Source organism: Azospirillum sp. B506, assembly GCF_000333595.1.
Taxonomy (GTDB): Bacteria; Pseudomonadota; Alphaproteobacteria; order Azospirillales; family Azospirillaceae; genus Azospirillum.
Genome location: NZ_BADK01000152.1, coordinates 1 through 21,649 on the forward strand (window position 1 = coordinate 1; position 21,649 = coordinate 21,649).

Annotated in this window: 15 protein-coding genes; 13 read left to right on the forward strand and 2 right to left on the reverse strand. The window is 66.6% G+C overall.

Annotated features, from left to right (window positions below; genetic code table 11):
- The 4 genes from I71_RS05425 to I71_RS05440 all read left to right on the forward strand — a co-directional run.
- The coding region (locus I71_RS05425; RefSeq protein ID WP_042691898.1) for a polysaccharide biosynthesis tyrosine autokinase at window positions 1–2,025 on the forward strand (2,025 nt) is incomplete at its 5' end.
- 150 nt (window positions 2,026–2,175) lie between these two features.
- Window positions 2,176–3,471, forward strand: coding sequence for an endo-1,4-beta-xylanase (locus I71_RS05430; protein ID WP_042691901.1), 1,296 nt, complete (start codon window positions 2,176–2,178; stop codon window positions 3,469–3,471).
- 156 nt (window positions 3,472–3,627) lie between these two features.
- The gene (locus I71_RS05435; protein ID WP_244433651.1) at window positions 3,628–4,593 is read left to right on the forward strand and encodes a bifunctional 2-polyprenyl-6-hydroxyphenol methylase/3-demethylubiquinol 3-O-methyltransferase UbiG; all 966 of its coding nucleotides are present in this window, start codon (window positions 3,628–3,630) and stop codon (window positions 4,591–4,593) included.
- Between the two features lie 222 nt (window positions 4,594–4,815).
- A complete protein-coding gene (locus I71_RS05440) occupies window positions 4,816–7,329 on the forward strand; it encodes a cellulase family glycosylhydrolase (protein WP_042691905.1) in 2,514 nt (837 codons plus the stop codon).
- 84 nt (window positions 7,330–7,413) lie between these two features.
- Here I71_RS05440 and I71_RS05445 read toward each other — a convergent pair whose 3' ends face one another.
- Window positions 7,414–8,061, reverse strand: a complete 648-nt coding sequence (locus I71_RS05445) for a serine acetyltransferase (protein ID WP_049975940.1) — start codon at window positions 8,059–8,061, stop codon at window positions 7,414–7,416.
- A gap of 54 nt (window positions 8,062–8,115) precedes the next feature.
- On the reverse strand, window positions 8,116–9,606 hold the full coding sequence (locus tag I71_RS05450) for a lipopolysaccharide biosynthesis protein (RefSeq protein ID WP_042691908.1): 1,491 nt from the start codon (window positions 9,604–9,606) through the stop codon (window positions 8,116–8,118).
- Window positions 9,607–10,418: 812 nt separating this feature from the next.
- Here I71_RS05450 and I71_RS05455 point away from each other — a divergent pair.
- The 9 genes from I71_RS05455 to asnB form a co-directional block, all read left to right on the forward strand.
- Window positions 10,419–11,870, forward strand: coding sequence for an exopolysaccharide biosynthesis polyprenyl glycosylphosphotransferase (locus tag I71_RS05455; protein ID WP_042691911.1), 1,452 nt, complete (start codon window positions 10,419–10,421; stop codon window positions 11,868–11,870).
- 250 nt (window positions 11,871–12,120) lie between these two features.
- The gene (locus I71_RS05460; RefSeq protein WP_042691914.1) at window positions 12,121–13,440 is read left to right on the forward strand and encodes an O-antigen ligase; all 1,320 of its coding nucleotides are present in this window, start codon (window positions 12,121–12,123) and stop codon (window positions 13,438–13,440) included.
- Between the two features lie 286 nt (window positions 13,441–13,726).
- Window positions 13,727–14,473: a glycosyltransferase family A protein gene (locus I71_RS40520; RefSeq protein WP_280109857.1), complete on the forward strand. Its 747-nt coding sequence runs from the start codon at window positions 13,727–13,729 to the stop codon at window positions 14,471–14,473.
- Window positions 14,474–14,497: 24 nt separating this feature from the next.
- Window positions 14,498–15,700, forward strand: a complete 1,203-nt coding sequence (locus I71_RS05470; RefSeq protein WP_042691917.1) for a glycosyltransferase family 4 protein — start codon at window positions 14,498–14,500, stop codon at window positions 15,698–15,700.
- Between the two features lie 396 nt (window positions 15,701–16,096).
- The gene (locus I71_RS05475) at window positions 16,097–17,266 is read left to right on the forward strand and encodes a glycosyltransferase family 4 protein (protein ID WP_244433652.1); all 1,170 of its coding nucleotides are present in this window, start codon (window positions 16,097–16,099) and stop codon (window positions 17,264–17,266) included.
- Between the two features lie 79 nt (window positions 17,267–17,345).
- Window positions 17,346–18,278, forward strand: coding sequence for a polysaccharide deacetylase family protein (locus I71_RS05480; RefSeq protein ID WP_042691920.1), 933 nt, complete (start codon window positions 17,346–17,348; stop codon window positions 18,276–18,278).
- A gap of 342 nt (window positions 18,279–18,620) precedes the next feature.
- Window positions 18,621–18,914 (forward strand): phosphopantetheine-binding protein, encoded by a 294-nt coding sequence (locus tag I71_RS05485; RefSeq protein WP_049975941.1) that lies wholly within the window; start codon window positions 18,621–18,623, stop codon window positions 18,912–18,914.
- Between the two features lie 61 nt (window positions 18,915–18,975).
- Window positions 18,976–20,565: a class I adenylate-forming enzyme family protein gene (locus I71_RS05490; protein ID WP_049975942.1), complete on the forward strand. Its 1,590-nt coding sequence runs from the start codon at window positions 18,976–18,978 to the stop codon at window positions 20,563–20,565.
- Window positions 20,566–20,635: 70 nt separating this feature from the next.
- The coding region (asnB, locus tag I71_RS05495; RefSeq protein WP_042691925.1) for an asparagine synthase (glutamine-hydrolyzing) at window positions 20,636–21,649 on the forward strand (1,014 nt) is incomplete at its 3' end.

The following is a 21,649-nucleotide window of genomic DNA, read 5'->3' on the forward strand; positions in this document are numbered from 1 at the left end:
GCCGGAGGAGGCGCGATCCTCAGCGAGATCGAAATCCTGAAGTCGACCGCCGTGCTGTCCCAGGCGGTCACCGACCTGAAGCTGGCGACGAACCAGGAGTACAACCCGCCGGTCCAGGCCGACGAGACGAAGCCCTTCGTCGAGCGCGCCACCGCCTGGACGCGCGAGAAGGCCCATGCCGTGTTCGGTCCGGACCTGCCGGGCGTCGTCCAGGCCGTGCTGGCCCATGGCGACAACATGACCAAGGACACCCGTCTGCGCGAGACCCGCGCCGCCGACAGCATCGACGGCGTGCTCGACCGCGTCCGCCGCAACCTGGAGGTCGGCGTCGTCGGCCGGTCGCGCGTGATCCAGGTCCGCTACACCGCCGGCGACCCGGAAATCGCCCAGAAGGTGGTCGACACCGTCGTCCGCCGCTACATGGAAACCCGCCAGCAGATGGACCGCGACCTGTCCACCAGCGCCGTCGCCTGGCTGGAAGACCGCATCGCCACCCTGCGCAAGGAAGTCGCCGCCGCCGACACCAAGGTCGACGCCGTCCGCTTCAAGGCCGGTCTGGTCAAGAACGGCACCAACGGCCTGATGGCCACCACCGAGCTTGAGCAGGCCCGCCTGCGTCTGGCCGAGGCAGCCGCCACCCGCGCCCGCGCCGTCGCCCAGGCCCAGACGCTGGAACGCAGCGCCGGCAACGGCGGCAGCCTCGCCTCCCCGGTCGTGGCGCAACTGCGCGCCACCGTCGCCTCGATCTCCACCGAACTGGCCCAGCTGTCGCGCCAGTACGGTCCGAAGCATCCACGCATCCAGGAACTCCAGGCCCGCCTGAACGAAGCCAACTCCTCGCTGCAGCAGGAAGTCCGTCATGAGATCGGCGGCGTCCGCGAGGCGGCGAACGTCGCCATCGAGCAGGAGAACGCCCTGAAGGCGATGATTGCCAAGCTGGAATCCGGCTATCAGACCATGACCGAGGAAGCGGTGCCGCTGCGCACGCTGGAGGCCGAGGCCCAGGCCAAGCGCCAGCTGCTGGACAGCCTGCTCGGCCGTCTGGAAGAGGTGCAGGCCCAGCAGGACAACCGTGCCTTCCCGACCGCCGTCAAGCTGGTCTCGGCGCCGCAGGTCCCGCATGAGCCGTCGGGTCCGTTCCGCGTCCTGCTGCTGCTGGCCGGCTTCTTCGCCTCGCTTGCCGTCGCCGTCTTCATCGTCTTCGGCATCGAGCTGTTCCAGCGCCGCATCCGCACCCCGGACACCGTCCGCCGCATCCTGGGCGTGGGCACGGTCCACATCGTCCCGCACCACTCGACCCGCGGCACCCGCGGCCGTCTGGACCAGCTCTTTCAGAAGCATCCCTTCTCGCTGTTCGCGGAATCGATGCGCGCCCTGTTCCGCAACCACCTGTCGGATCTGGGGCCGGTCGGCTCCATCGCCGTCACCTCGGCCCGCCCGCAGGACGGCAAGACCTCGATGAGCCTTGCCGTCGCCCAGGTCGCCGCCCAGGCCGGCCGCCGCGTGGTGGTGGTCGACACCGACTTCCGCCGCTCGCGCATCGACGGCCTGTTCAACCTGTCGGCCAAGAAGGGCCTGTCGGACTGGATTTCCGGCACCGCCACCCTGGACGAGATCGTCCACAACAGCGAGGACGCGCCCTATGCGATGATCCCGGCCGGCCGCCTGATGTCGGAGACGCTCGACCGCTTCAACGTCGACGGCCTTGTCCACCTGATGGCCGGCCTGTCGCCCCACTTCGATCTGGTGGTGTTCGACACCGCCCCGGCGCTGGCCGTGTCGGATGCCCGCATCGTCTGCGGCGCCGCGTCGAAGGTCCTGTTCGTCAGCCGCTGGGGCCACACCACCGCCAGCGACCTCCAGGCGGTCGCCGACCTCGGCCCGATCGACCATAGCAAGTTCGTCGCCGTGATGACCGACGTGAACCTGAAGAAGGCGGCGTCGCGCGGTTACCAGGGTCCCTACAACAGCTATGTCGCCACCCGGAAATACTATGGCGACACCACCCTGCGGACCGCTCCTTGACGCGGAATGCGGGGATGACCTGAAGCTCCTTCGACCCAGAGGCCCTTCCCCTGCGGACGCTGCGGCATCCGCAGCGAGGGGCCTCTCCATGACCGGAACCTGAGCCCTCCCTTGCGACCGGCCCCTGCGACAGGAAGAGAGCCCCTCCTCATGATCGAGAGTCCGAAGCCCGGCTTTTCCAAATGGCGCCCGCAGCGATGGCGCCCAAGCCGGCGTGACCTGCTGTGGACCGCCGCCGCCGGCGCGGTGCTGGCGAGCTGCCGCGGTGCCAGCGGCCCTACGGTGGCGGAGGCTGCCGCTCCCCAGCCGCAGGCGGCCGAACCGGCGGTGACGCTGCGCGAGGCCTGCCGGGCGCTCGGCATCCGCCACGGCGCCGCCCGCGACCATTTCATCGATCCGGAAGACCCGATGCTCGACCGTCTGATGGCGCGCGAATGCGACGTCGTCACTCCGGAGAATGGCGGGAAATGGGGCGTCTTCCAGCACACCGAGGGCAAATACGACTGGCGCCGTTTCGACGCCGCGGTGGAACTGGCGCGCAGCATCGGCGCCACGCCCAACTGGCACACGATCATCTGGCAGCATATGGGCATGCCGCCCTACATGAAGCTTCCGGCGGAGCGGCAGGCGGAGCTGGGCATCTCGGAAAGCGCCTATTTCTCGCTGGACGGCACGCTGAGCGCCGAGACGGTCTGGCCACGCTTCGCCGGCGTGGTCGAGGCGGTGCGGCAGCGCTACGGCGACATCTTCTACCGCATCGACGTCGCCAACGAGGTCTTCTTCTGGGAGACGGTGGAAAGCCATCCCGGTGAACAGGACCGCTACGGCTTCCGCCGCGGCATGTGGTGGGTGGCGGCCGGCGGGGCCGAGAAGGGTCCGGAATGGCTCGACCCCTTCTTCCACCATGTGCATGAAGCCTTTCCCAAGGCGAAGCTGGTGCTGAACGAGTTCGGCATCGAGATCGACGAAGGCTGGCAGCAGCGCAAGCGCACCTATCTGCTCGACTGGCTGACCGGGGCGGTGAAACGCGGCGTGCCGATCCACGGCATCGGCCTGCAAAGCCACCTGATCGGCGGCAAGCCCTATGACAGCGCCGGCATGCGCAAGTTCCTGCGCGCGGTCGACAGGCTTGGCCTGTCCGTCCATCTGACGGAGATGGACGTGGACGAGACCCGTCTGCCACGCTCGTGGTCGCGGGCGGAAAAGGACCGGGCGATGGGCCAGCTGGCCCGGCAGTATCTCGCCGACATGCTGGACACTGCGCGGGTGGAGGAGCTGTGCTGGTGGCACCTGCGCTCCGACCTGAATTTCATCGCGCGGGAGCATCCGGACCTGCGCCCCCACCCCTCCCCCTACGACGAGAATTCCCGGCCACTGCCGCTCTACACCGCGGTGGTGGAGACGTTGCGGGAGAAGGCCCGCACCGGCAAGGCGCGGTCGGGCTGACCGTACCCCGGCGTCGCACCGCGGAGGTACGCCCTTGGCGCAGTCCACCCCCTGCGATAGGCCCGCGCACTTTCTCCTTCGCGCGCGCGCGTCCGCTGCCGCTCCCGTTTAGAGTCCCTGAAAGCGTCCTGTACCCATCTGATGGAGAGGTCGATCGTGCAGAACACAGCCGACACATTGCCGATGGATCGCCTGCCCGCCGATCGCACGACGGACAATGCGCTCGTCGAGCGCTACCGGCGGAAGTTCCACCTCTCGCCGAGCTATCCGCTGACCGCCGAGATGGTGCAGCGGCATTGGGATCTGGAGCGGCGCCTCGCCCGCGAGCTTTTGGCCAGCAAGCCGGACGAGCGCTGGGACGTGTTCGAGCAGGCCTATACGACGCTCTACACCAGTTGTCCCTGGCTGAACGAAGCGGAGGACGACGCCCGCACCCGGAACGACGAGCTGGACTTCCGCCATTTCCTGACGCTGCTCGGCGGACCGCAGGACGTCTACGAGGTCGGATCGGGCAAGGCGCGGCTTCTGCGCTATCTCGCCCGCCACGGCTACCGCTGCGTCGCCACCGAGGTGACGCGCGAACGGGGCGCGACCTGGATCGAGCAGGATTCCAACGTCACCTGGAAGAACAGCGACGGCATCCATCTGGCCCAGTTCGAGCAGGCCGACCGCTATGACAGCGTGATCTCCACCCATGTCGTCGAGCATATGCACCCGGAGGACGTCGTCACCCACATGACGAACGTCCACACCATCCTGAAGCCGGGCGGGAAATACATCCTGAGCATGCCGCACAAATATGCCGGTCCGGCCGACCTGTCGGAGGTGTTCGGCCTGAACGAGCCGATCTGCATGCATCTGCGCGAATATGGCTGGGGCGAAACGGAGGCGATGCTGCGCCAAGCCGGCTTCAGCCGGGTCGAGGCCGTCTATATCCTGCCGATGGCGGTGCGCCGACGGATGAACCTGCACTTCGCCAGCCGCGCCTTTCTCGGCTACGCGAAGCTGGTTGAGGCAATTTTGGGACGCTTGCCGTTAACCCTTAATCGCAAGCTCGGAAGGGTTGGCCAGCTCTATCTGTTCCGTCCCGAGGTGTTCGTGGTGGCCCATAAGCCCAAATGACACCCGTTTGATCACTGCAAAAAAGCGATAGATCAACAACTTACTGACACGGAAACCCCCTTTGTTGCTGCAATGCATCGGCAAAGGGGTTTTTCGTGTCTCATTCTTTTCACAAGTGATAGTGGCATTAGAGACGCATTTCACTAAAATTTGAAATAGCTCGTTAACCTTTCCCGGCCAGATTGGGGTCCAGCGAAATTCACGGAAAAGAGGATACTTCCAATGGCAACGAGCCCCGTCGATACGACCTTCGTCGTCAATGCCTCGGGTGTGACTGCCGGAGGAGTCTGGCCGCACTTCAAGTTCCTCGTCGACGGCGTCTCCGTCGGCCAGGCGACGGTCAATTCCACCAGCGCCGGCCGGTTCAGCTTCACCACCAAGGTGGCTCCCGACGTCGCGCACAAGGTTCAGATCGTGTACGACAACGACTGGCTGTCGACCGATACCGCCGGCATGTACCGCGACCTGATCGTCAAGTCGATCGAAGTCAACGGCAAGACCATCGCTTCCACCAACTCGGCGGTCTCCTATGCCGCTGAAGGCCAGGGCACCCTGTCCGGCCGCGAAGTTCTCTCCTGGAGCGGCTCGCTCGACTTCAACATGTCCAAGGACATGTTCGCCGGCACCACCGGGACCCCGACCACGCCGACCACGCCCACGACGCCGACCACCGGCGGCACACCGATCGTCGTGAATGCGTACGGCAATGCGGCCGGCGGCGTGAACGCGCACTTCAAGGTTCTGGTCGACGGCAAGATGATCGGCGAAGGCACCGCCGGCACCGCTGCCAAGGATTTCACCTTCACCGCGAATGTCGGCGCCGACGCCGCCCACAAGGTCCAGATCCAGTACGACAACGATGGCGTGGTCAACGGCGCCGACCGCAACCTGTACGTCAACAAGATCACCATCGGCGGCCATGCGGTGACCCCGACCGACAGCATCGTGTCGATCGACAAGGGCGCGCTCGACGGCAAGGACGTCGTCGCCGGCCAGAAGGCCATGTGGTGGAACGGCACCATGGAGGTCCACGCCGACAAGTCCTGGTTCTCCGGCAGCACCACCAATCCCGGCACCCCGACGCCGACCCAGCCGAGCCTGTCGGTCGGCGACGTGACGGTGACGGAACCGACCGGCACCACGACCGCCGGCGGCATCCAGGGCTTCCTGCACACCCAGGGCAACCAGATCGTCGACGAGGCCGGCAACACCGTCCGCCTGACCGGCGTGAACTGGTTCGGCGGCGAGGGCTACAACTACGTGCCCGCCGGCCTGTGGGCCGACAGCTACCAGCATCATCTGGAAAGCATGAAGTCGGTCGGCTTCAACACCATCCGCTTGACCATGTCGGACGAAATGTTCGACAGCACCGCGGTGACCAACGGCATCGACTTCTCGAAGAATCCGGATCTGGCCGGCCTGACCCGCCTGCAGGTCTATGACAAGGTCATCGACTATGCCGGCAAGCTCGGCATGAAGGTCATCCTGGACCACCACCGCAACGACGGCGGTGCAGGCACCAACGAAGGCGGGCTGTGGTACACCAGCGCCCACCCGGAATCGACGATGATCGCCAACTGGAAGATGCTGGCCCAGCATTATGCCGGCAACGAGACCGTCATCGGCGCCGACCTGCACAACGAGCCGAGCGTCTCCGCCACCTGGGGCGGTGCCGCCGCCACCGACTGGGCTTCGGCCGCCGAGCGCATCGGCAACGCCATCCAGACCGTCAACAAGGACTGGCTGCTGTTCGTCGAGGGCACGGAGTGGAGCAGCACGCTGGCCGGTGCGCAGGCACGCCCGATCCACTTCAACACCCCCGACAAGCTGGTCTACTCGCCGCATGCCTACGGCCAGAGCGTCGGGCAGTTCAGCTGGCTGAACGATCCGAACTACCCCAACAACCTGCCGGCCCAGTACGACAAGATGTGGGGGTACCTGTACAAGAACGACACCGCGCCGATCATGCTGGGCGAATGGGGCGGCCAGTTCACCAGCGCCGCCGAGCAGACCTGGGGCAAGACCCTGGCCAAGTACCTGAACGGCGACTGGAACCTGGACGGCAAGAGCGACATCGCCGCCGGCGACAAGGGGATGAGCTGGACCTTCTGGGCCTGGACCCCGGAATCGGGTGACGTCGGCGGCATCCTGATGGACGACTACAAGACCATCAACCCGACCAAGGCCGCCATCGTGAAGGGCGCCATGGAAGGGTCGGTGTTCGACACCCCGACCACCACCGCCGCCACGGCCAACGCCACCTTCACGGTCAAGCTGTCGTCGGCCTCCAGCACCCCGGTCACGGTGGATTACGCCACGGTGGACGGCACCGCCAAGGCCGGCTCCGACTACACCGCCACCAGCGGCAAGCTGACCTTCGCCGCCGGCGAGACCACCAAGTCCGTAACGGTCAAGGTGCTGAGCGACAGCGTGTCAGAAGGCAACGAGACCTTCGGCCTGAAGATCTCCAACGCCACCGCAGCGACCATCGCCGACGCCACCGGCACCGGCACGATCGTCGACGCCTCGGCTGCGAAGGCCGCCGCCGCCTCGCTCAGCTCGGCCGACCTGCTGGCCCACACGATGAGCGCCGCCAACGACACCGCCACCGCGACGGCGACCGCCGCCGACCTGGCGACGACGCAGCACCTTGTCAGCCACGACGTGTATGGCGTCACCTTTGCCGTCGACGCCAACCATCACGAGCTGGACAGCAGCCTGGCTCACGCCGCCTGACCGTTCGGTATCGTTTGACCGGATAAGTGCCTGAAAGACGAGGGACCGGCCGTTCTGCTGCCGGTCCCTTGCCGTTGTCCGCGTTCAGCTCGGCATCGGCGAGGGCGCGGTGGCATCCGGCATCGCCGACGGGCTGCCGACCGGCGCCGGGTGCGGGATGTCGGGGATGGTGACCTCGGCCACCGCCTTGCCGGGATTGCCGGCGACGACGGTGCGCCGCGGCATCGGCTTGGTGACGACGGAGGCGGCGGCGACGATGCACTCGTCGCCGATGCTGACGCCGATCACCACCGCATGCGGGCCGACCCAAACGCCATCGCCCAACTCCGGGTAATGAGTCACCCGTCCGCTGGGCAGCAGATCGTCCTTCTGGCCCAGGGTGACGCCGTGAAACAGAGTCACGTTGGCACCGATGCGGGCGCTGGCGTTCACCACCAGCCCCCAACCATGCAGGATGCGTAGGCCCGGGCCAACCTGGGTTTCCCAGGGAAGATCCATGGCGGCGGACTGCTGGGTCCAGCGGTGCAACAGCCGGCAGGCAGCCAGCAGCGGCTTTCCCAACGGTCCGCCCATCCGGTCCAGCGCCTGACAGCTGCGCAGGGTGAAGGTCACCCGGAACATGCGGTTTCCCGCCAGCAGCTTCAGCACTGCCCCCAGGCCGGAGCCGCCGCCGTAGCGGGTGGCGTCCGCCGCAACAAGCTGCCGAAATGTGTAGCGCGGAGCGTCCTGCATCGCGGTGTCATCCTCTCCGATCAAGCGGTGTCACGCCGGTTCCCATGGCGGCCTTCATGCCGCCTGGGGCCGGCGAAAAAATCGGGCGGTCATGCGGAACAGCATGGCGCGGTCCGCCCTGCCGAAGCTCGGCCCGAACAGGGTGGCGACGGCGAACAGCATGGTCAGTCCGACCTTGGCGGCGGCGAAGGTCGGGTTCACCTCGAAGCCGAACAGGGCGATGCCGGCCAGATAGGCGATGGCGGCCGGCGCCAGGATGCCCGTCACCCGCAGGGCGCTGAGCGGCGGCTCGTTCGGGCTGAGGCGGCGGCACATCGCCTCGGTCGCGCCGAGCATAACCAACTCACGTCCCAGCACGCCGATGGCCCCGCCGATCAGGCCGAGCGGCCCCAGCGTCACCGCCATGATCAGCGTGCCGACCGCCAGCCCGCCCAGCGAGATCGCCGGCAGAACGCCGACCTTCTTGGTCTTCACCAGTCCGACCTCGGCATGCATGCGCACGCCGTGGACGACATAGGACAGCACCAGCAACGGCATGCAGGGCAGCACCGTGTCGTACTCGCTCGACGCAATCAGCCACAGCACCTCCGGCGCGGTCAGCGCCATGCCCAGCGCCGCCGCCGACAGCAGCACGACGAACAGGTAGAAGACGAATTCCGACTGGTCGCGCCCGGCGCTGCCATCCCCGAGGTCGTGCTGGGCCTCGATCCGGCTGACCGACCAGATCTGCAGGAAGGAGGCGGTCAGGAACATGTAGAGCATGGTGGCGAGCCGCAGCCCGAAGGACAGGACGCCCACCGCCGCGACGCCCATCAGCAGATTGACCAGATAGCGCATGGCGAACTGGTTGCCCATGTCCAGCATGGTCTGCGGCATGAAGGGCAGGCCCAGCACCGTCACCCGCTTCAGGATGCCGAAGGAGAAGCCGACACCGTTCGCCCCGAGGATCGCCACCGTCAGCGCGATGCCCAACCCGACGAAGGTGATGGCGTTGGCCAGGAAGATGCCGGTCACGCCAAGCTCCATCACCAGCAGGAAACTGAGGTTGAGCCCGATCAGCCCCACCGCCTTGCCGACGGAGATCAACAGGCAGGTGCCCGACCGTTTGTGGACCCTGTAATAGGCGAGCGCCAACTCGAACACGGCGCTGAAGGCGATGCCGGCGAAGGCGAAGGCAATGATCGGCCCCTGGTCGGTGCCGCCGAACAGCAGGTCACTCGCCCCCCAGCCCGCCGGCAGCGCCACCGCCAGCAGGGCCAGAGACGCGACCCACAGGCCGATCATCGTCGTGCTGACCACGCGGGAGCGGTCGCGGCCGTCGGCATGTTCAAAATAGACGACGGTGAAGGCGTTGATCATCCCGATCATCAACATGACCGCAACGATGTCACCCACCACGCTGATCAGGGCATAGACGCCGAACTCCGCCGGTGACAGGACCTTTGCATAAAGCGGCAGCAGAAGCAGTCCCGCGGCGCGGTTGACCACGTTTGCCACCATGAACATCCAACCATGTTTGATGATCGCACCAGCTTCGACAGCCATCCGGTTTCCTTCGCCCCCTGTAGTCCGCCTCTTTTTCCGGTGCCGCCTGACTTGCGGCGAGCGCTGCGCCCGACAGGTGTTGCGGGCCCGAACAAGGAAAAAGAACGCGCCAAATCTTGGCGGAGGTCGGGAAAGCGTCAATTCGGCCTTGAAGCGACTGCAGCACTCTTCGGTGCTAGTCACCACGGCTTCGGTAAGACATCCCGGACGTTCAGATTAGGCTTTCCGGCGAGTTCGCACGCTGCCTCTTGCGCCCGGCAACAGGCAAGGGTGCGTTCGCGCCGCGCCCCCGCTCGGAATTGCCGGGCGCCTCCCTTCGGCCAATCCGGCTGGCGGCCCCACCCCGCAAGTTCGGCGAACCTCTCCTTTCGCGTCGCCGCTTTCCGCCCCTTCAGAGAAGAGGCCAGGGACCTCTACCCTGAAATTGCGGCGATTGGAGGGGCCGCCGGGGGTGCGGCACCACCTTACCGCTAATCCGAAACGCTATCTCCGCTGGGCACCACATCCGAAAGTATCTCCATTAATATTCGGGCACCCGCACCCTTCGAAACAGCAGTGGTATCGCGGACGCGAAATCAACGTCCGTATGCACTGTTGCTGCCCGAGCTTCCTCATCCTAATTCGTCCTCAACGAACAGAGGATCAGCCGACAAAAATCATGAAAGAGCGATCTTTACACAAATGCGCCGCGGGCGATGCTGCGGCGCCACCAAGTAAAGACCGGCCGAATCCCAAGAGACGCTGATGACGAGCGACCATCCGCACGAATGGCCGTGCGGTGGCTGGCATTCCCTTCAACCACGGGACCTGCGATGAGCAAACTGGACCCAGAAGTGGTCATCGATCTGACCTCGGCAAAAAAGGCGACGATCCCGACGATCGCCCCCGGGCTGTTGCTTGCACTGTCCGATGGACTGGTTCTCGCCCTTGTGGGGTGGACGCTCAACCATTTCCTCGGCACCGATCCGCTGACCGATCCGCTGGAGGCCGCCGCGTGGCAGCGGTCGCTGGTGACCGGCCTGATGCTGGTGCCCCTGGTGAAGTCGGTGTTCGGCATCTACACGCTCGGACGCTTCGACTATATGGAACGGACGAGACGGACATTTCAGGCGGCCTTTTTGTGCTGCGCCGTGCTGGCCGTGCCGTTCATCGTGATGGAAGGCTTCCGCTCCTTCTTCGTGGAGGCACTGTCGATTGCGCTGCTCGGCTTCGCGATCACCTATGTCGCCGACCTGCTGCTGATCCAGGGGCTGCTGTCCAGCGCCCTCGACTGGCGCACGCCGGTGATGATCGTCGGCGCCGGCCCGCAGGGTGCCGCCATCGCCGAGAAGCTGCAACGCCTGCCCTGGCTCGGCATGCGGCCGGTCGGCTTCGTCGATGACGACGACAGCCTGTGGCAGACCCGCGTCGCCGGCCTGCCGGTAATGGGGCCAGTGGAGCTGCTGGCCAAGTCGCCCGCCGTCGCCGGCCAAGCCAGCGCCGCCATCGTCGCCGACATGGGCCGCCATGGCAGCGACCTGACCGGCCTGGTCCGCACCCTGCCCTTCCGCCAGGTCTATTGCGTGCTGGGCGAAGGCAATGTCAGCGCGGTCGACGCGACCTATCATAACCTGCATGGTTCGCTGGCCCTGCGCGTCAGCGTCCGCCCGCCGACCGGCTACCTGCGCATCCGCCGCGCCATGGACATCGTGCTGTCGGCCATCCTGCTGGTGCTGGTGGCGCCGCTGATGCTCGGCCTTGCCGTCGCCATCAAGCTGGACAGCCCCGGCCCGGTGATGTTCCGCCAGAAGCGCTGGGCCGGAGGCAAGCAGACCTTCGACCTGCTGAAGTTCCGCTCCATGCATGTCGATGCGGAAGAGCAGCTGCAGCAGCTGCTGGCGAACGACCCGGTCGCCCGCGAAGAGTACATGACCTACCACAAGCTGACGGTCGACCCGCGCATCACCCCGCTCGGCCGCTTCCTGCGCAAGACCTCGCTCGACGAGCTGCCGCAGCTGTGGAACATCCTGATGGGCGACATGAGCCTGATCGGCCCGCGCGCCTATATGCCGAAGGAACTGCCGGAGGTGGGGGACTCCGCCGCGGTGATCGGCACCGTCCGTCCGGGCCTGACCGGCTACTGGCAAGTGTCGGGGCGCCACCGCACCACCTTCCAGGAGCGTGTATCGATGGACGTCTTCTACGTCCGCAACTGCGGCCTGCTGTTCGACTTCTTCATCCTCTGCAAGACCGCGGTGATGGTGCTGAAGGGCGACGGTTCCTAAGCCAGCCCCTCCCGAACCGGATGCCAGCCGGACCCCCGCGCCACCCGCGCGGGGGTCTTTCTTCGCGGAATCCATAGAGTCCATTCCCTTTTTCGGGCGGTAAAGGGAGGGGACAACGCAAATGCGGCTACCCCTTTCGGTTCCAGCCTCCTTCGGTCTAATGCCACCGCCCGCCTACGAGACGGCGGGTGCCAGCCGCATCTTCAGGGCTGCACAGCCGAACGCGGTACGGCAGCCTGAGGGAAAGCGGATGAAAATCCTGGATTTTCTGGAAAAAAGCATCGCCGTCATCGGCATTGTCGCCTTCGGTGGCTCGGTTCTTCCGCTGATGCTGACCGGCGGCGACCCGCTGGCCGGCGATCTTGAATCAGCCGGTGTCACCGTTCTCTACGGCGGTCTTTATGTTCTGGTGCTTGCCGCCATCGCGCTGCGACCGGCCATCGCCTTCCAGATCCCCTTCGCCAGCCCGGCCCTGACGGCCTTGATGGCGTTCGCCTTCCTGACGGCGCTCTGGTCGCTGTTCCCGGACGTCACGCTGCGCCGGTCCATCGCCTTCCTGTTCACCACGGTGTTCGGCATCTGGCTGGCCTTGCGCTTCCGCTTCCCGGAGATCATGCGGCTGCTGGTGGTCGGGCTGTCCTTCCTGATGTTCGTGTCCTTCTTCATGATCTTCGCCATGCCGGCCATCGGCCTGGACAGCTCCCAGCATGTCGGTGCCTGGAAGGGCGTGTTCTTCCAGAAGAACGTCACCGGCCGCATGATGGTCTGGCTGGTGCTGGCGCTGGTCTGGCTGGACTGGCAGAAGGAGATGGGCCGCTGGCTGACCAGGCCGCTGATCCTGCTGGCGATGCTGCTGATCGTGATGAGCCGGTCCGGCACCGGTCTGGTCACTTCGGTGCTGGTGTCGGTGGCACTGCTGTCGACCACCATGTTGCGCGGCAGCATCCGCAACTTCGCCCCCACCATGGCGTTTCTGCTGGCTTTGCTGGTCATCATGGTCACCGCCGGCGCCACCTTCTGGTACGACGTGCTCTATGCGCTGGGCCGCGACCCGACCTTGACCGGCCGCACCGTGCTGTGGGAGCACATCGTCCAATCCGTCAGCGAGCGCCCGCTGCAGGGCTACGGCTATGCCGCCTACTGGTCCGGCTTCAACGGACCGGGGTCCAGCTTCACCCGCGACTGGGGCATCACCTCGGCCCACAGCGGCTGGCTGGAACTGACTCTCGATCTTGGCCTCGTCGGTGTCGTGCTGGTGGTGGTCGTGCTGGGCCGCATGCTGTTCCAGGGCTTCTTCGCCGCCCGCTACGGCAACAGCCGGCCGGAAGCCGCCTGGGCCTTCGCCGTCGGCTGCGCCCTGCTGGCGGTGTCGGTGTCGGAAAGCGTGTTCGCCGAACGCCATTCGATGAACTGGGTGATCGCCACCATCGCCGTCGTCCGGCTGATCCAGCAGAGCCGCTGGCAGCGGCTGCTGAACGACCGCGCGGCCGAGCAGCATCGCCTGCGCCGCAATGCGATGGCCGGTGTCCCGCCCTCCCCCGTCTATGCCGGGCAGGGTCGGGCGCTCTAACCCCCGTCTTCAGCGACTTTTCCCATTTTCCTTCGACCGAAGGCAGACCCATGAATCCGAACAACGAGCCGGCAAGCAGCAACCGCCCGGCAAACAGCGAACAGGTGGCCAACGAACAGGTTACCGTCGTGATCCCCACGCGCAATCGCCCGGACATGTAGATGCGCCCCGTGCGCAATGCTCTCGACCAGACCTATCGGATTCTGGACGTCATCGTGGTGATCGACGGGCCGACCCGGCCACCGCCTCGCATCTGGCGACACTGGCCGATCCGCGCCTGACCGTGATGGAGCTTGAGACCAACCACGGCGCGGCCGAAGCCCGCAACATCGGCGTGCGCCGCGCGAAAGGCGACTGGATCGCCTTCCTCGACGACGACGATCACTGGATGCCGGAGAAGGTGGAGTTGCAGATGGCCGGCCGACCGGCCGGCATCCGCTTCCCCATCGTCAGCTGCCGCTGCCAGGTCGTGACCGCCCGCGGCACCTTCGCCTGGCCACGGCGGCTTGCCACCGCCGCCGACGCCATCGGCGACTATCTGTTCGTCCGCCGCGGCCTGTTCAAAGGCGAGACCTTCGCCCCGACCACCACACTGCTGGCTCCGAAGGCGCTGCTGCTGCGCAACCCGGTCCCCAAATCGCGGTTCGACGATTGGGAATGGCTGATCACCTGCGGGGGGATCGACGGCGTGGCCCTGGTCCATATCCCCGAGGTGATGGCCGTCCATTACACCGAGGAAAACAACCGCGTCACGCTGTCGACCTGCCACAACATCACCCATGCGCTGGAATGGGCGGAAGCGATGCGCGACCACCTGTCGCCGCGCGCCTATGCCAGCCTGCTGCTGCAGGCGACCGGCGGCGAGCAGGCGGCCCGGACGGCAGGGACGCGCTGGCGCATCCTGAATTCGGCACTGCGCGACGGTCAGCCGACTCCGATGGCGCTCGCCACCTTCACCATGCATTCGCTGATGCCGGTCGGCCTGCGTCGCCGGCTGCGGCAGGCCCTGTTCTCCGCGTCCGACGCCGCCTGAGCACGAAAAAGGACCCCGACGCCTATGGACAGCACCAACGACATCCGCACCCCCGCCGGCCAGCCGGATGCGCCCACCAGGACCGTCGTCGTGTTCGCGACGCCGGGCGCACTCGACGGCGGCGGCGGCATCGGCCGCATGACGGGCTACGTCGTCGACCAGTTCGACCGGTCGGGCACGACCCGCTCCATCATCCTCGACACCCGCGGTACCGGTAGCGTTCTGCTGTCACCCTTATATCTCGGCGTGACCCTGGCCCGGCTTGCCTGGATCCTGGCCCGGCGACGGGCGTCGGTCGTGCACATCAACGTGTCGGAGCGGGCGAGCTTCCTGCGCAAGGCGGCGGTCCAGCTGGTGTCGGGGCTGATGTCCTGCCCGACGGTGGTCCACCTGCACGGCGCCTCCTTCGTCGAGTTCTTCGAGGGCGGCATGTTCGCCCGCGGCATCAGCCGCTGGCTGTTCAACCGCTGCGGCCGGGTCGTGGTGCTTGGCGACAACTGGCGCGACTTCCTGGTGCAGTCGGTTCGTACCGATCCCCACAAGATCCGGGTGCTCTACAACGCCGTGCCGGATGTCGGCGCCGACCTCGGCACCCCAGTCCCGCCGGAGCCGGGATCGACGCTGTCCCTGCTGGTGCTGGCCAACCTGTCGGAGCGCAAGGGCATCGGCACGCTGCTGCGCGCCTGTGCCATGCTGAAGGAGCGCGGCCAGCCCTTCCGGGTCACCATCGGCGGCGGCGGCGACGTCGACGGCTACCGCGCCATGGCGGCCGGGCTGGGGATTGCAGAGCAGTGCAGCTTCCTGGGCTGGATCGGCCGGGAGGAGGCGCATGCGCACATCCGCTCCCACGACATGCTGCTGCTGCCTTCAACCCACGAGGGGCTGCCGATGGTGATCCTGGAGGCCCTGTCGGCCCAGCTTCCGGTCATCACCACCCCGGTCGGCTCGATCCCGGAGGTGCTGACCGACGGCGAGACCGCGCGGATCATCCCGGTGAACGACGCTGGTGCCCTGGCCGACGCCGTCACACAGGTCGGACAGGATGCGGACCTGTATCGCCGGCTCGCGGAGAACGGCCGCCGCCTGTTCCTGAAGCAGTTCGTGATCGACGCCTACGCCAAGTCCCTGCTGGCGATCTATCAGGAGCTGGACCGCAGCGGCACCGAACTGTCGGGGGAACTGGGCAAGCTTGCCGGATCGGCCGCCGCCGCGTCCAAGCGGCGCTAAACCTTGGCGGCGGCTTCGATGATCGGATTGGAAAACAATCAATGCGGGCATAACCGAAAGGGAGATGCACATGGACAGGCTGGGTAACCATACCGGCAGGCCAACCCGTTCGGTCGCTCCACAGCGTGCGGATGCTGCATCGCGTAAACTTGCTCGCGAACGTCGCCCTGGCATTGGCCGCGGCACGGTCCAAAGGGGGGCAACCCGCGACTTCCAAAGGGCGGCAGCCTATCGGCCGCACCACGACGCACCTGCCACGGCCTGACCGTCAGGCCGGCAGGGACCAGAGGCCGATACCATAACAAGCCCGCCGCAGCCGTCGGAAGACGGACGTCACACGGTAAAAGCCGGGACGCAACGCAGGAACGGCGGGCCGGAAAAGGATCAGGAGCGGACATGATCTATATCGTCTCCCCCGGCGGCACCCAGGAGAAAGGCGGAATGGGCCGTGTGGTCGACAACTTCACGACCGATTTCCGGCAAAACTGCCCGGACGTGAAGTTCGAGGTGATCGACAGCTACGGCCCCGGCAAATTCCACCTGATGCCCCTGTATTTCGCACGGGCGGCCACACGGCTTGCCGGCTGTTTCGCCGCCGGAAAGGCCGACCTCGTCCACATCCATATGGCGGAGTATGGCAGTGTCCTGCGCAAGGGCATCCTGATCGCCATGGCCCGCGGCTTCGGCGTGCCGGTCGTCCTGCATCTGCATGGCGGGCGCTTCCCGAAGCAGTTCAAGGACGCCGGTCCGCTGATGCGCTGGGCGATCCGCCGCATGATGACGATGACCAGCGAGGTCGTCGTGCTGGGCGAGTTCTGGCGCGACTGGGTGGCCGAGGCCTTCGGGCCGGAGGCACGGCAGCGCACCACCCTGCTGCACAACGCCGTGCCGGGTCCGGCCTCCCCGCCGGCGCGTGACGATGCGGAAGACGGCTTCGCCGGTCCGGTCCGCCTGCTGTTCCTCGGCCGGCTGATCAAGCTGAAGGGCATCGACATTCTGCTGAACGCGCTCGCCTCCCCCACCTGCCGCGACCGGAACTGGCAGGTAACCATCGCCGGCGACGGCGATCTGGAGACCTACCGCGCCCTTGCCATGGATCTGGGCATCGCCGACCGGGTCCGTTTCACCGGCTGGCTCGATCAGGCCGGCTGCCGGCGCGAACTGGCCGGTGCCCATGTGCTGGTCCAGCCCTCGATGTTCGAGGGGCTGCCGATGTCGGTCCTGGAGGCGATGGCGGAAGGGCTGACCATCGTCGCCACCCCGGTCGGCAGCGTTCCGGACGCCATCGCCGACGGCGAGACCGGGCTGCTGGTTCCGCCGGGCGACGTATCGGCGCTGGCCGATGCCCTGGCCCGGGTGATCGACGACCGCACCCTGCGCCGGAACCTGAGCGCCGGCGCCCGTGCGCGCTGGGAGCGCCAGTTCGACGTCGCGGTGTTCCGCGAGCGCCTGCTCGAGATCTACCGCCGCAATTCCCGCGGCAGCCTGAACACGACGCCTGCCGTTCCCGCCGGGCCCGTCCCGGCCTCCGGACCGGCCGGCCATTCGAAACGCACCACCGGCTGACGCCGAACAGGGCAGGACGCTGCCGGTCCAGGACCCATCGATCCTGGACCGACGGCATCGACAAGAAGGAGAGGGCACCATGAAAAACGCCATTGCCAATCTGGTGCGCTGGTCGGGGTTCGGTGCGATGCAGCGGTTCCTGAAGGCGCGGCAGGCGGTGACCATCGTCGTCTACCACGACCCGGCCCCGGAGGTGCTGCGCGAGCATCTGCGCTGGTACGCCAGGCATTACCGCTTCACCACATTGGACGAAGTCGCCACCGCGATGGAGACCGGCCGCTGGGACAAGCTGCCGGACTATCCGCTGGTCATCACCTTCGACGACGGGCATCGGAACAACACGGCGCTGGCGCCCCTGTTCCGCGAATTCGACTTGCGCCCGACGATCTATCTGTGCAGCCAGATCGTCGGCACCGCCCGCCCCTATTGGTGGAAGACTGCCGCCGCCGACGGCATCGGGGTCGAGCGGCTGAAGCGGGTTCCCGATCCCGAACGCCGCCGCCTGCTGGCGGAAGCCGGCAATGATCCCGACCGCGACGGCGAGGATCGTCAGGCGATGACCTGGGACGAGATCGCGCGGATGACCGATGTAGCCGATTACGGTGCCCATACCCGGACCCACCCGATCCTGCTGCAATGCGACGACGGCCGCTGCGCCGACGAGATCGCGCTGTGCCGTGCCGAGCTGGAAGAGGCGCTGGGCCGGCCCTGCCGCCACTTCGCCTTCCCCAACGGCGATTTCAGCGATCGCGAGGTGGAAGAGATTCGCCGAGCCGGCTACCGCACCGCCCGCAGCATCGACCCCGGCTGGAACGATGCTGCCACCGACCCGCTGCGGCTGAAGGCGTTCCCGGTGTCCGACGATGCGACCGTGGAATGGCTGAGCGTACAGCTGACCGGCATCCCGGCCTGGCTGCGCAAACGCAAGGCGGCGAACACCGGCGATTCGGCCGAGGAGGTTATGCCCCAATGGACAGGTTCGGTGGTAAAGCCCAAGTCTGCGGGCATATGACCATCAATACCCGCGCCATCCCGAACGTCGGCCGCCCCGCGACAAGCTGTATTACCGCCGAACAGAGTGGCTAACCACAGACTTCAATCCACTCCTATCCTTTGATCCCTCGCAAACCAACGCAAGCATCACGATAAAATTGCTTATCACGCGGATGCGAAAGGATGGAGCCGAACCACCGCCGGACACAGGGAAATGGGTAGCCCGATCTGCCCAGCGACAGTGTCCGGCCCGCCACCCGGCTCCCCGTTCAGACCAACCGGTTTCCCGACAGTCCCCGTTACGACGAACATCCATACGACAAACCCAAGTCGACCGAACCCAGCAGGAGTTTTCAGAGACATGCGGACCGCCACACTGACCGACACGACCCTGACCGCTCCCGCCCTGCCGGAAATCCGCGCCTTCATCGTGGAGAATTTCCTGCTCGGCAAGGACTCCGGCTTCGACAACAGCGAATCCCTGCTGGAGTCGGGGATCATCGACAGCACCGGCATCATGCACGTCGTCGCCTTCCTGGAAGAGCGCTTCGGCATCGCCGTCGACGACGACGACATGGTCGCCGACAATCTGGAATCCGTGGACCGCATCGCCGCCTTCGTCGGCCGCAAGCAGGACCTGCGCAACGCCGCCTGATCCTGCAGGAGCGGCGGGGCGGAACGGGCAAAAGACGGGTTAGGGCAAGAAGGACATCACCATGGCCCATCTGGTTCACCAGTTCCTCAGCGAGACGGCCGGGCGCGATCCATCCCGCACCGCGCTGATCGCCGGGGATGCCCGCCGCAGCTTCGCCGAGCTGGACCGCGAGAGCGACGCCGTCGCCTGCGCGCTCCAGTCGGCGGGGGTCGCCCGCGGCGACCGTGTCGCGGTGATGCTGGAGAACTCCATCGAGTATGTCGCCAGCCTGTTCGGCACGCTGAAGGCCGGCGGCGTGTTCGTGCCCGTCAATCCCTCGACCAAGGCCGACAAGCTGACCTACCTGCTGGCCGATGCCGGCGTCCGGGTGCTGATCGCGCCGTCCGCCTTGGCCCGTCAGGTTCTGCCGGCGCTGGAGGCGTTGGAAACCCAGCCGTCTGTGCTGTGGGTCGGCACCGGTCTGCCCGACGGCGCCGCCGGGCTGCTCTATGCCGGCGCGCTGGCGGCCCCGCATCGGCAACCGGCCGATCCCGGCCTGATCGATCAGGATCTGGCGGCGATCATGTACACCTCCGGCACCACTGGCCGGCCCAAGGGCGTGATGCTGACCCACGCCAATTACGTCAACACCAGCTGGTCGATCTCCAGCTACCTGGAGAACACCCCCGACGACGTGGTGATGTGCGTCCTGCCGCTGACCTTCGGTTACGGCCTGTCCCAGGTGCTGACCGGCGCCCGTATCGGCTTCACCCTGGTGCTCGAACGCTCCTTCGCCTTCCCGATGGAAACGCTGAAGCGGATGGTGCGGCACCGCGTCACCGGCCTGCCGGGCGTGCCGACCGTCTTTTCCACCCTGTTGGGGCTGGAGGCGGCAAGGACCGCCGATCTCGGCAGCCTGCGCTATCTGACCAACGCCGCCGCCCCGCTGCCGGCCGCCCATCTCCGCCGGCTGCGCGAGCGCTTTCCCCAGGCCGTCTTCCATTCCATGTATGGCATGACCGAGTGCTGCACCCGCATCAGCACGCTCGATCCGGCCGATCTGGATCTGAAGCCGACCTCCGTCGGGCGTGCCATCCCCAACTGCGAGGCCTTCGTCGCCGATGAGAAGGGCAACCGTCTCCCCCCCGGCCAGGTGGGCGAACTGGTGGTGCGCGGCGCCAACGTGATGCGCGGTTACTGGAACCGGCCGGAGGAGACGGCCCATCGCCTGCGCCGCGGTCCCCAGGGCGAGCCGCTGCTGTTCACCGGCGACCTGTTCACCCAGGACGACGATGGGCACCTCTACTTCGTCAGCCGCAAGGACGACATATTCAAGTGCCGCGGCGAGAAGGTCAGCCCGAAGGAGGTCGAGAACGCGCTGTATGAGCTGGAGGGCGTGCTGGAGGCCTGCGTGATCGGCGTCCCCGACGATGCCGATGGCTTGGCGGTCAAGGCCCTCCTCGTCCCGCGCGACGGCGCCGATCTTTCGGAAGCGGCGATCCGCCAGCATTGCCGCGGCCGGCTGGAAAGTCACCTCGTGCCGAAGTTCATCGAGTTCCGCGACAGCCTGCCGAAGACCGACTCCGGAAAGATCAGGCGGGCGGAACTGGTGGAGGAAATGCAGGCGGGAACCCCCACCACAGCCCTCTCCCTCGTGGCGGGGGACGCTTAGGAAGGGGACAAGCGCCCCACCGTAGAACACCACCAAGACCACCATCCACCTCAGGACAGAGAGCACGCTCATGTGTGGTGTCGCCGGAGTTCTCGCAGGATCGCGTGCCGAACCGGCCGATCTCGACGAGTTGAAGCGCATGATCGCCATGCTGGGGCACCGCGGCCCGGACGGCTACGGCTTCTACCGTGACGACCGGATCGGGCTTGCCCATGCCCGGCTCAGCATCGTCGGTCTGGCCGGCGGCTTCCAGCCGATCCACAACGAGGACCGCACCCTCTGGATCAGCTTCAACGGCGAGATCTTCAATCATGTCGAGCTGCGGCAGGAGCTGGAGGCGCGCGGCCACCGCTTCTACACCCAGACCGATACAGAGGTGATCGTCCACGCCTTCGAGGAATACGGCCCCGCGACCTGGGCCAAGCTGAACGGCCAGTTCGCCATCTGCCTGTGGGATACCGCCAAGCACGAGTTGTGGCTGGTCCGCGACCGTCTCGGCATCCTGCCGCTGTTCTATGCCCGCCGTGGCGACCATCTGGTTTTCGCCTCCGAAGCCAAGGCCCTGTTCGGCGGCGGCCGCGTAACGCCCGCCTTCGACCCGGCCCGTCTCGCCCAGGTCTTCATCCATTGGAGCACCGCGCCGCACGGCAGCGTCTTCGCAGGGGTGGAAAGCGTACCCGCAGGCACCGCCATCCGCGTCGATTCCACGCTGGTTCTGCATGCCGACCGCTATTGGCAGCCCGACTTCACCGCCGATCCGTCGCTGGCCACGCTGTCGCTCGACGAGGCGGCCGACCGGCTGGAGGAGAAACTGCTCGATGCCATCCGCCTGCGGCTGCGCGCCGATGTGCCAGTCGGCGTCTATATCAGCGGCGGGCTCGACAGCTCGGTGATCGCGGCGCTGGCCCGCAAGCTCGACACCACCCACATGCACAGTTTCGGCGTCCGCTTCACCGATGCCGGCTTCGACGAGACGCCGCAGCAGCGGCTGGTCGCCAGCCATGTCGGCACCGAGCATCACGACATCCTCTGCAGCCCGCAGGACATCCAGGCGGCTCTGCCAGAGGTCATCCGACACGGTGAA

Excerpts from the sequence above, each read along its gene's own strand:
- I71_RS05430 (WP_042691901.1), top strand. The coding sequence starts at position 2,176 with ATGATCGAGAGTCCGAAGCCCGGCTTTTCCAAATGGCGCCCGCAGCGA.
- I71_RS05440 (WP_042691905.1), top strand. The coding sequence starts at position 4,816 with ATGGCAACGAGCCCCGTCGATACGACCTTCGTCGTCAATGCCTCGGGT.
- I71_RS05445 (WP_049975940.1), bottom strand. The coding sequence starts at position 8,061 with ATGCAGGACGCTCCGCGCTACACATTTCGGCAGCTTGTTGCGGCGGAC.
- I71_RS05450 (WP_042691908.1), bottom strand. The coding sequence starts at position 9,606 with ATGGCTGTCGAAGCTGGTGCGATCATCAAACATGGTTGGATGTTCATG.
- I71_RS05455 (WP_042691911.1), top strand. The coding sequence starts at position 10,419 with ATGAGCAAACTGGACCCAGAAGTGGTCATCGATCTGACCTCGGCAAAA.
- I71_RS05460 (WP_042691914.1), top strand. The coding sequence starts at position 12,121 with ATGAAAATCCTGGATTTTCTGGAAAAAAGCATCGCCGTCATCGGCATT.
- I71_RS40520 (WP_280109857.1), top strand. The coding sequence starts at position 13,727 with ATGGAGCTTGAGACCAACCACGGCGCGGCCGAAGCCCGCAACATCGGC.
- I71_RS05470 (WP_042691917.1), top strand. The coding sequence starts at position 14,498 with ATGGACAGCACCAACGACATCCGCACCCCCGCCGGCCAGCCGGATGCG.
- I71_RS05475 (WP_244433652.1), top strand. The coding sequence starts at position 16,097 with ATGATCTATATCGTCTCCCCCGGCGGCACCCAGGAGAAAGGCGGAATG.
- I71_RS05480 (WP_042691920.1), top strand. The coding sequence starts at position 17,346 with ATGAAAAACGCCATTGCCAATCTGGTGCGCTGGTCGGGGTTCGGTGCG.
- I71_RS05485 (WP_049975941.1), top strand. The coding sequence starts at position 18,621 with ATGCGGACCGCCACACTGACCGACACGACCCTGACCGCTCCCGCCCTG.
- I71_RS05490 (WP_049975942.1), top strand. The coding sequence starts at position 18,976 with ATGGCCCATCTGGTTCACCAGTTCCTCAGCGAGACGGCCGGGCGCGAT.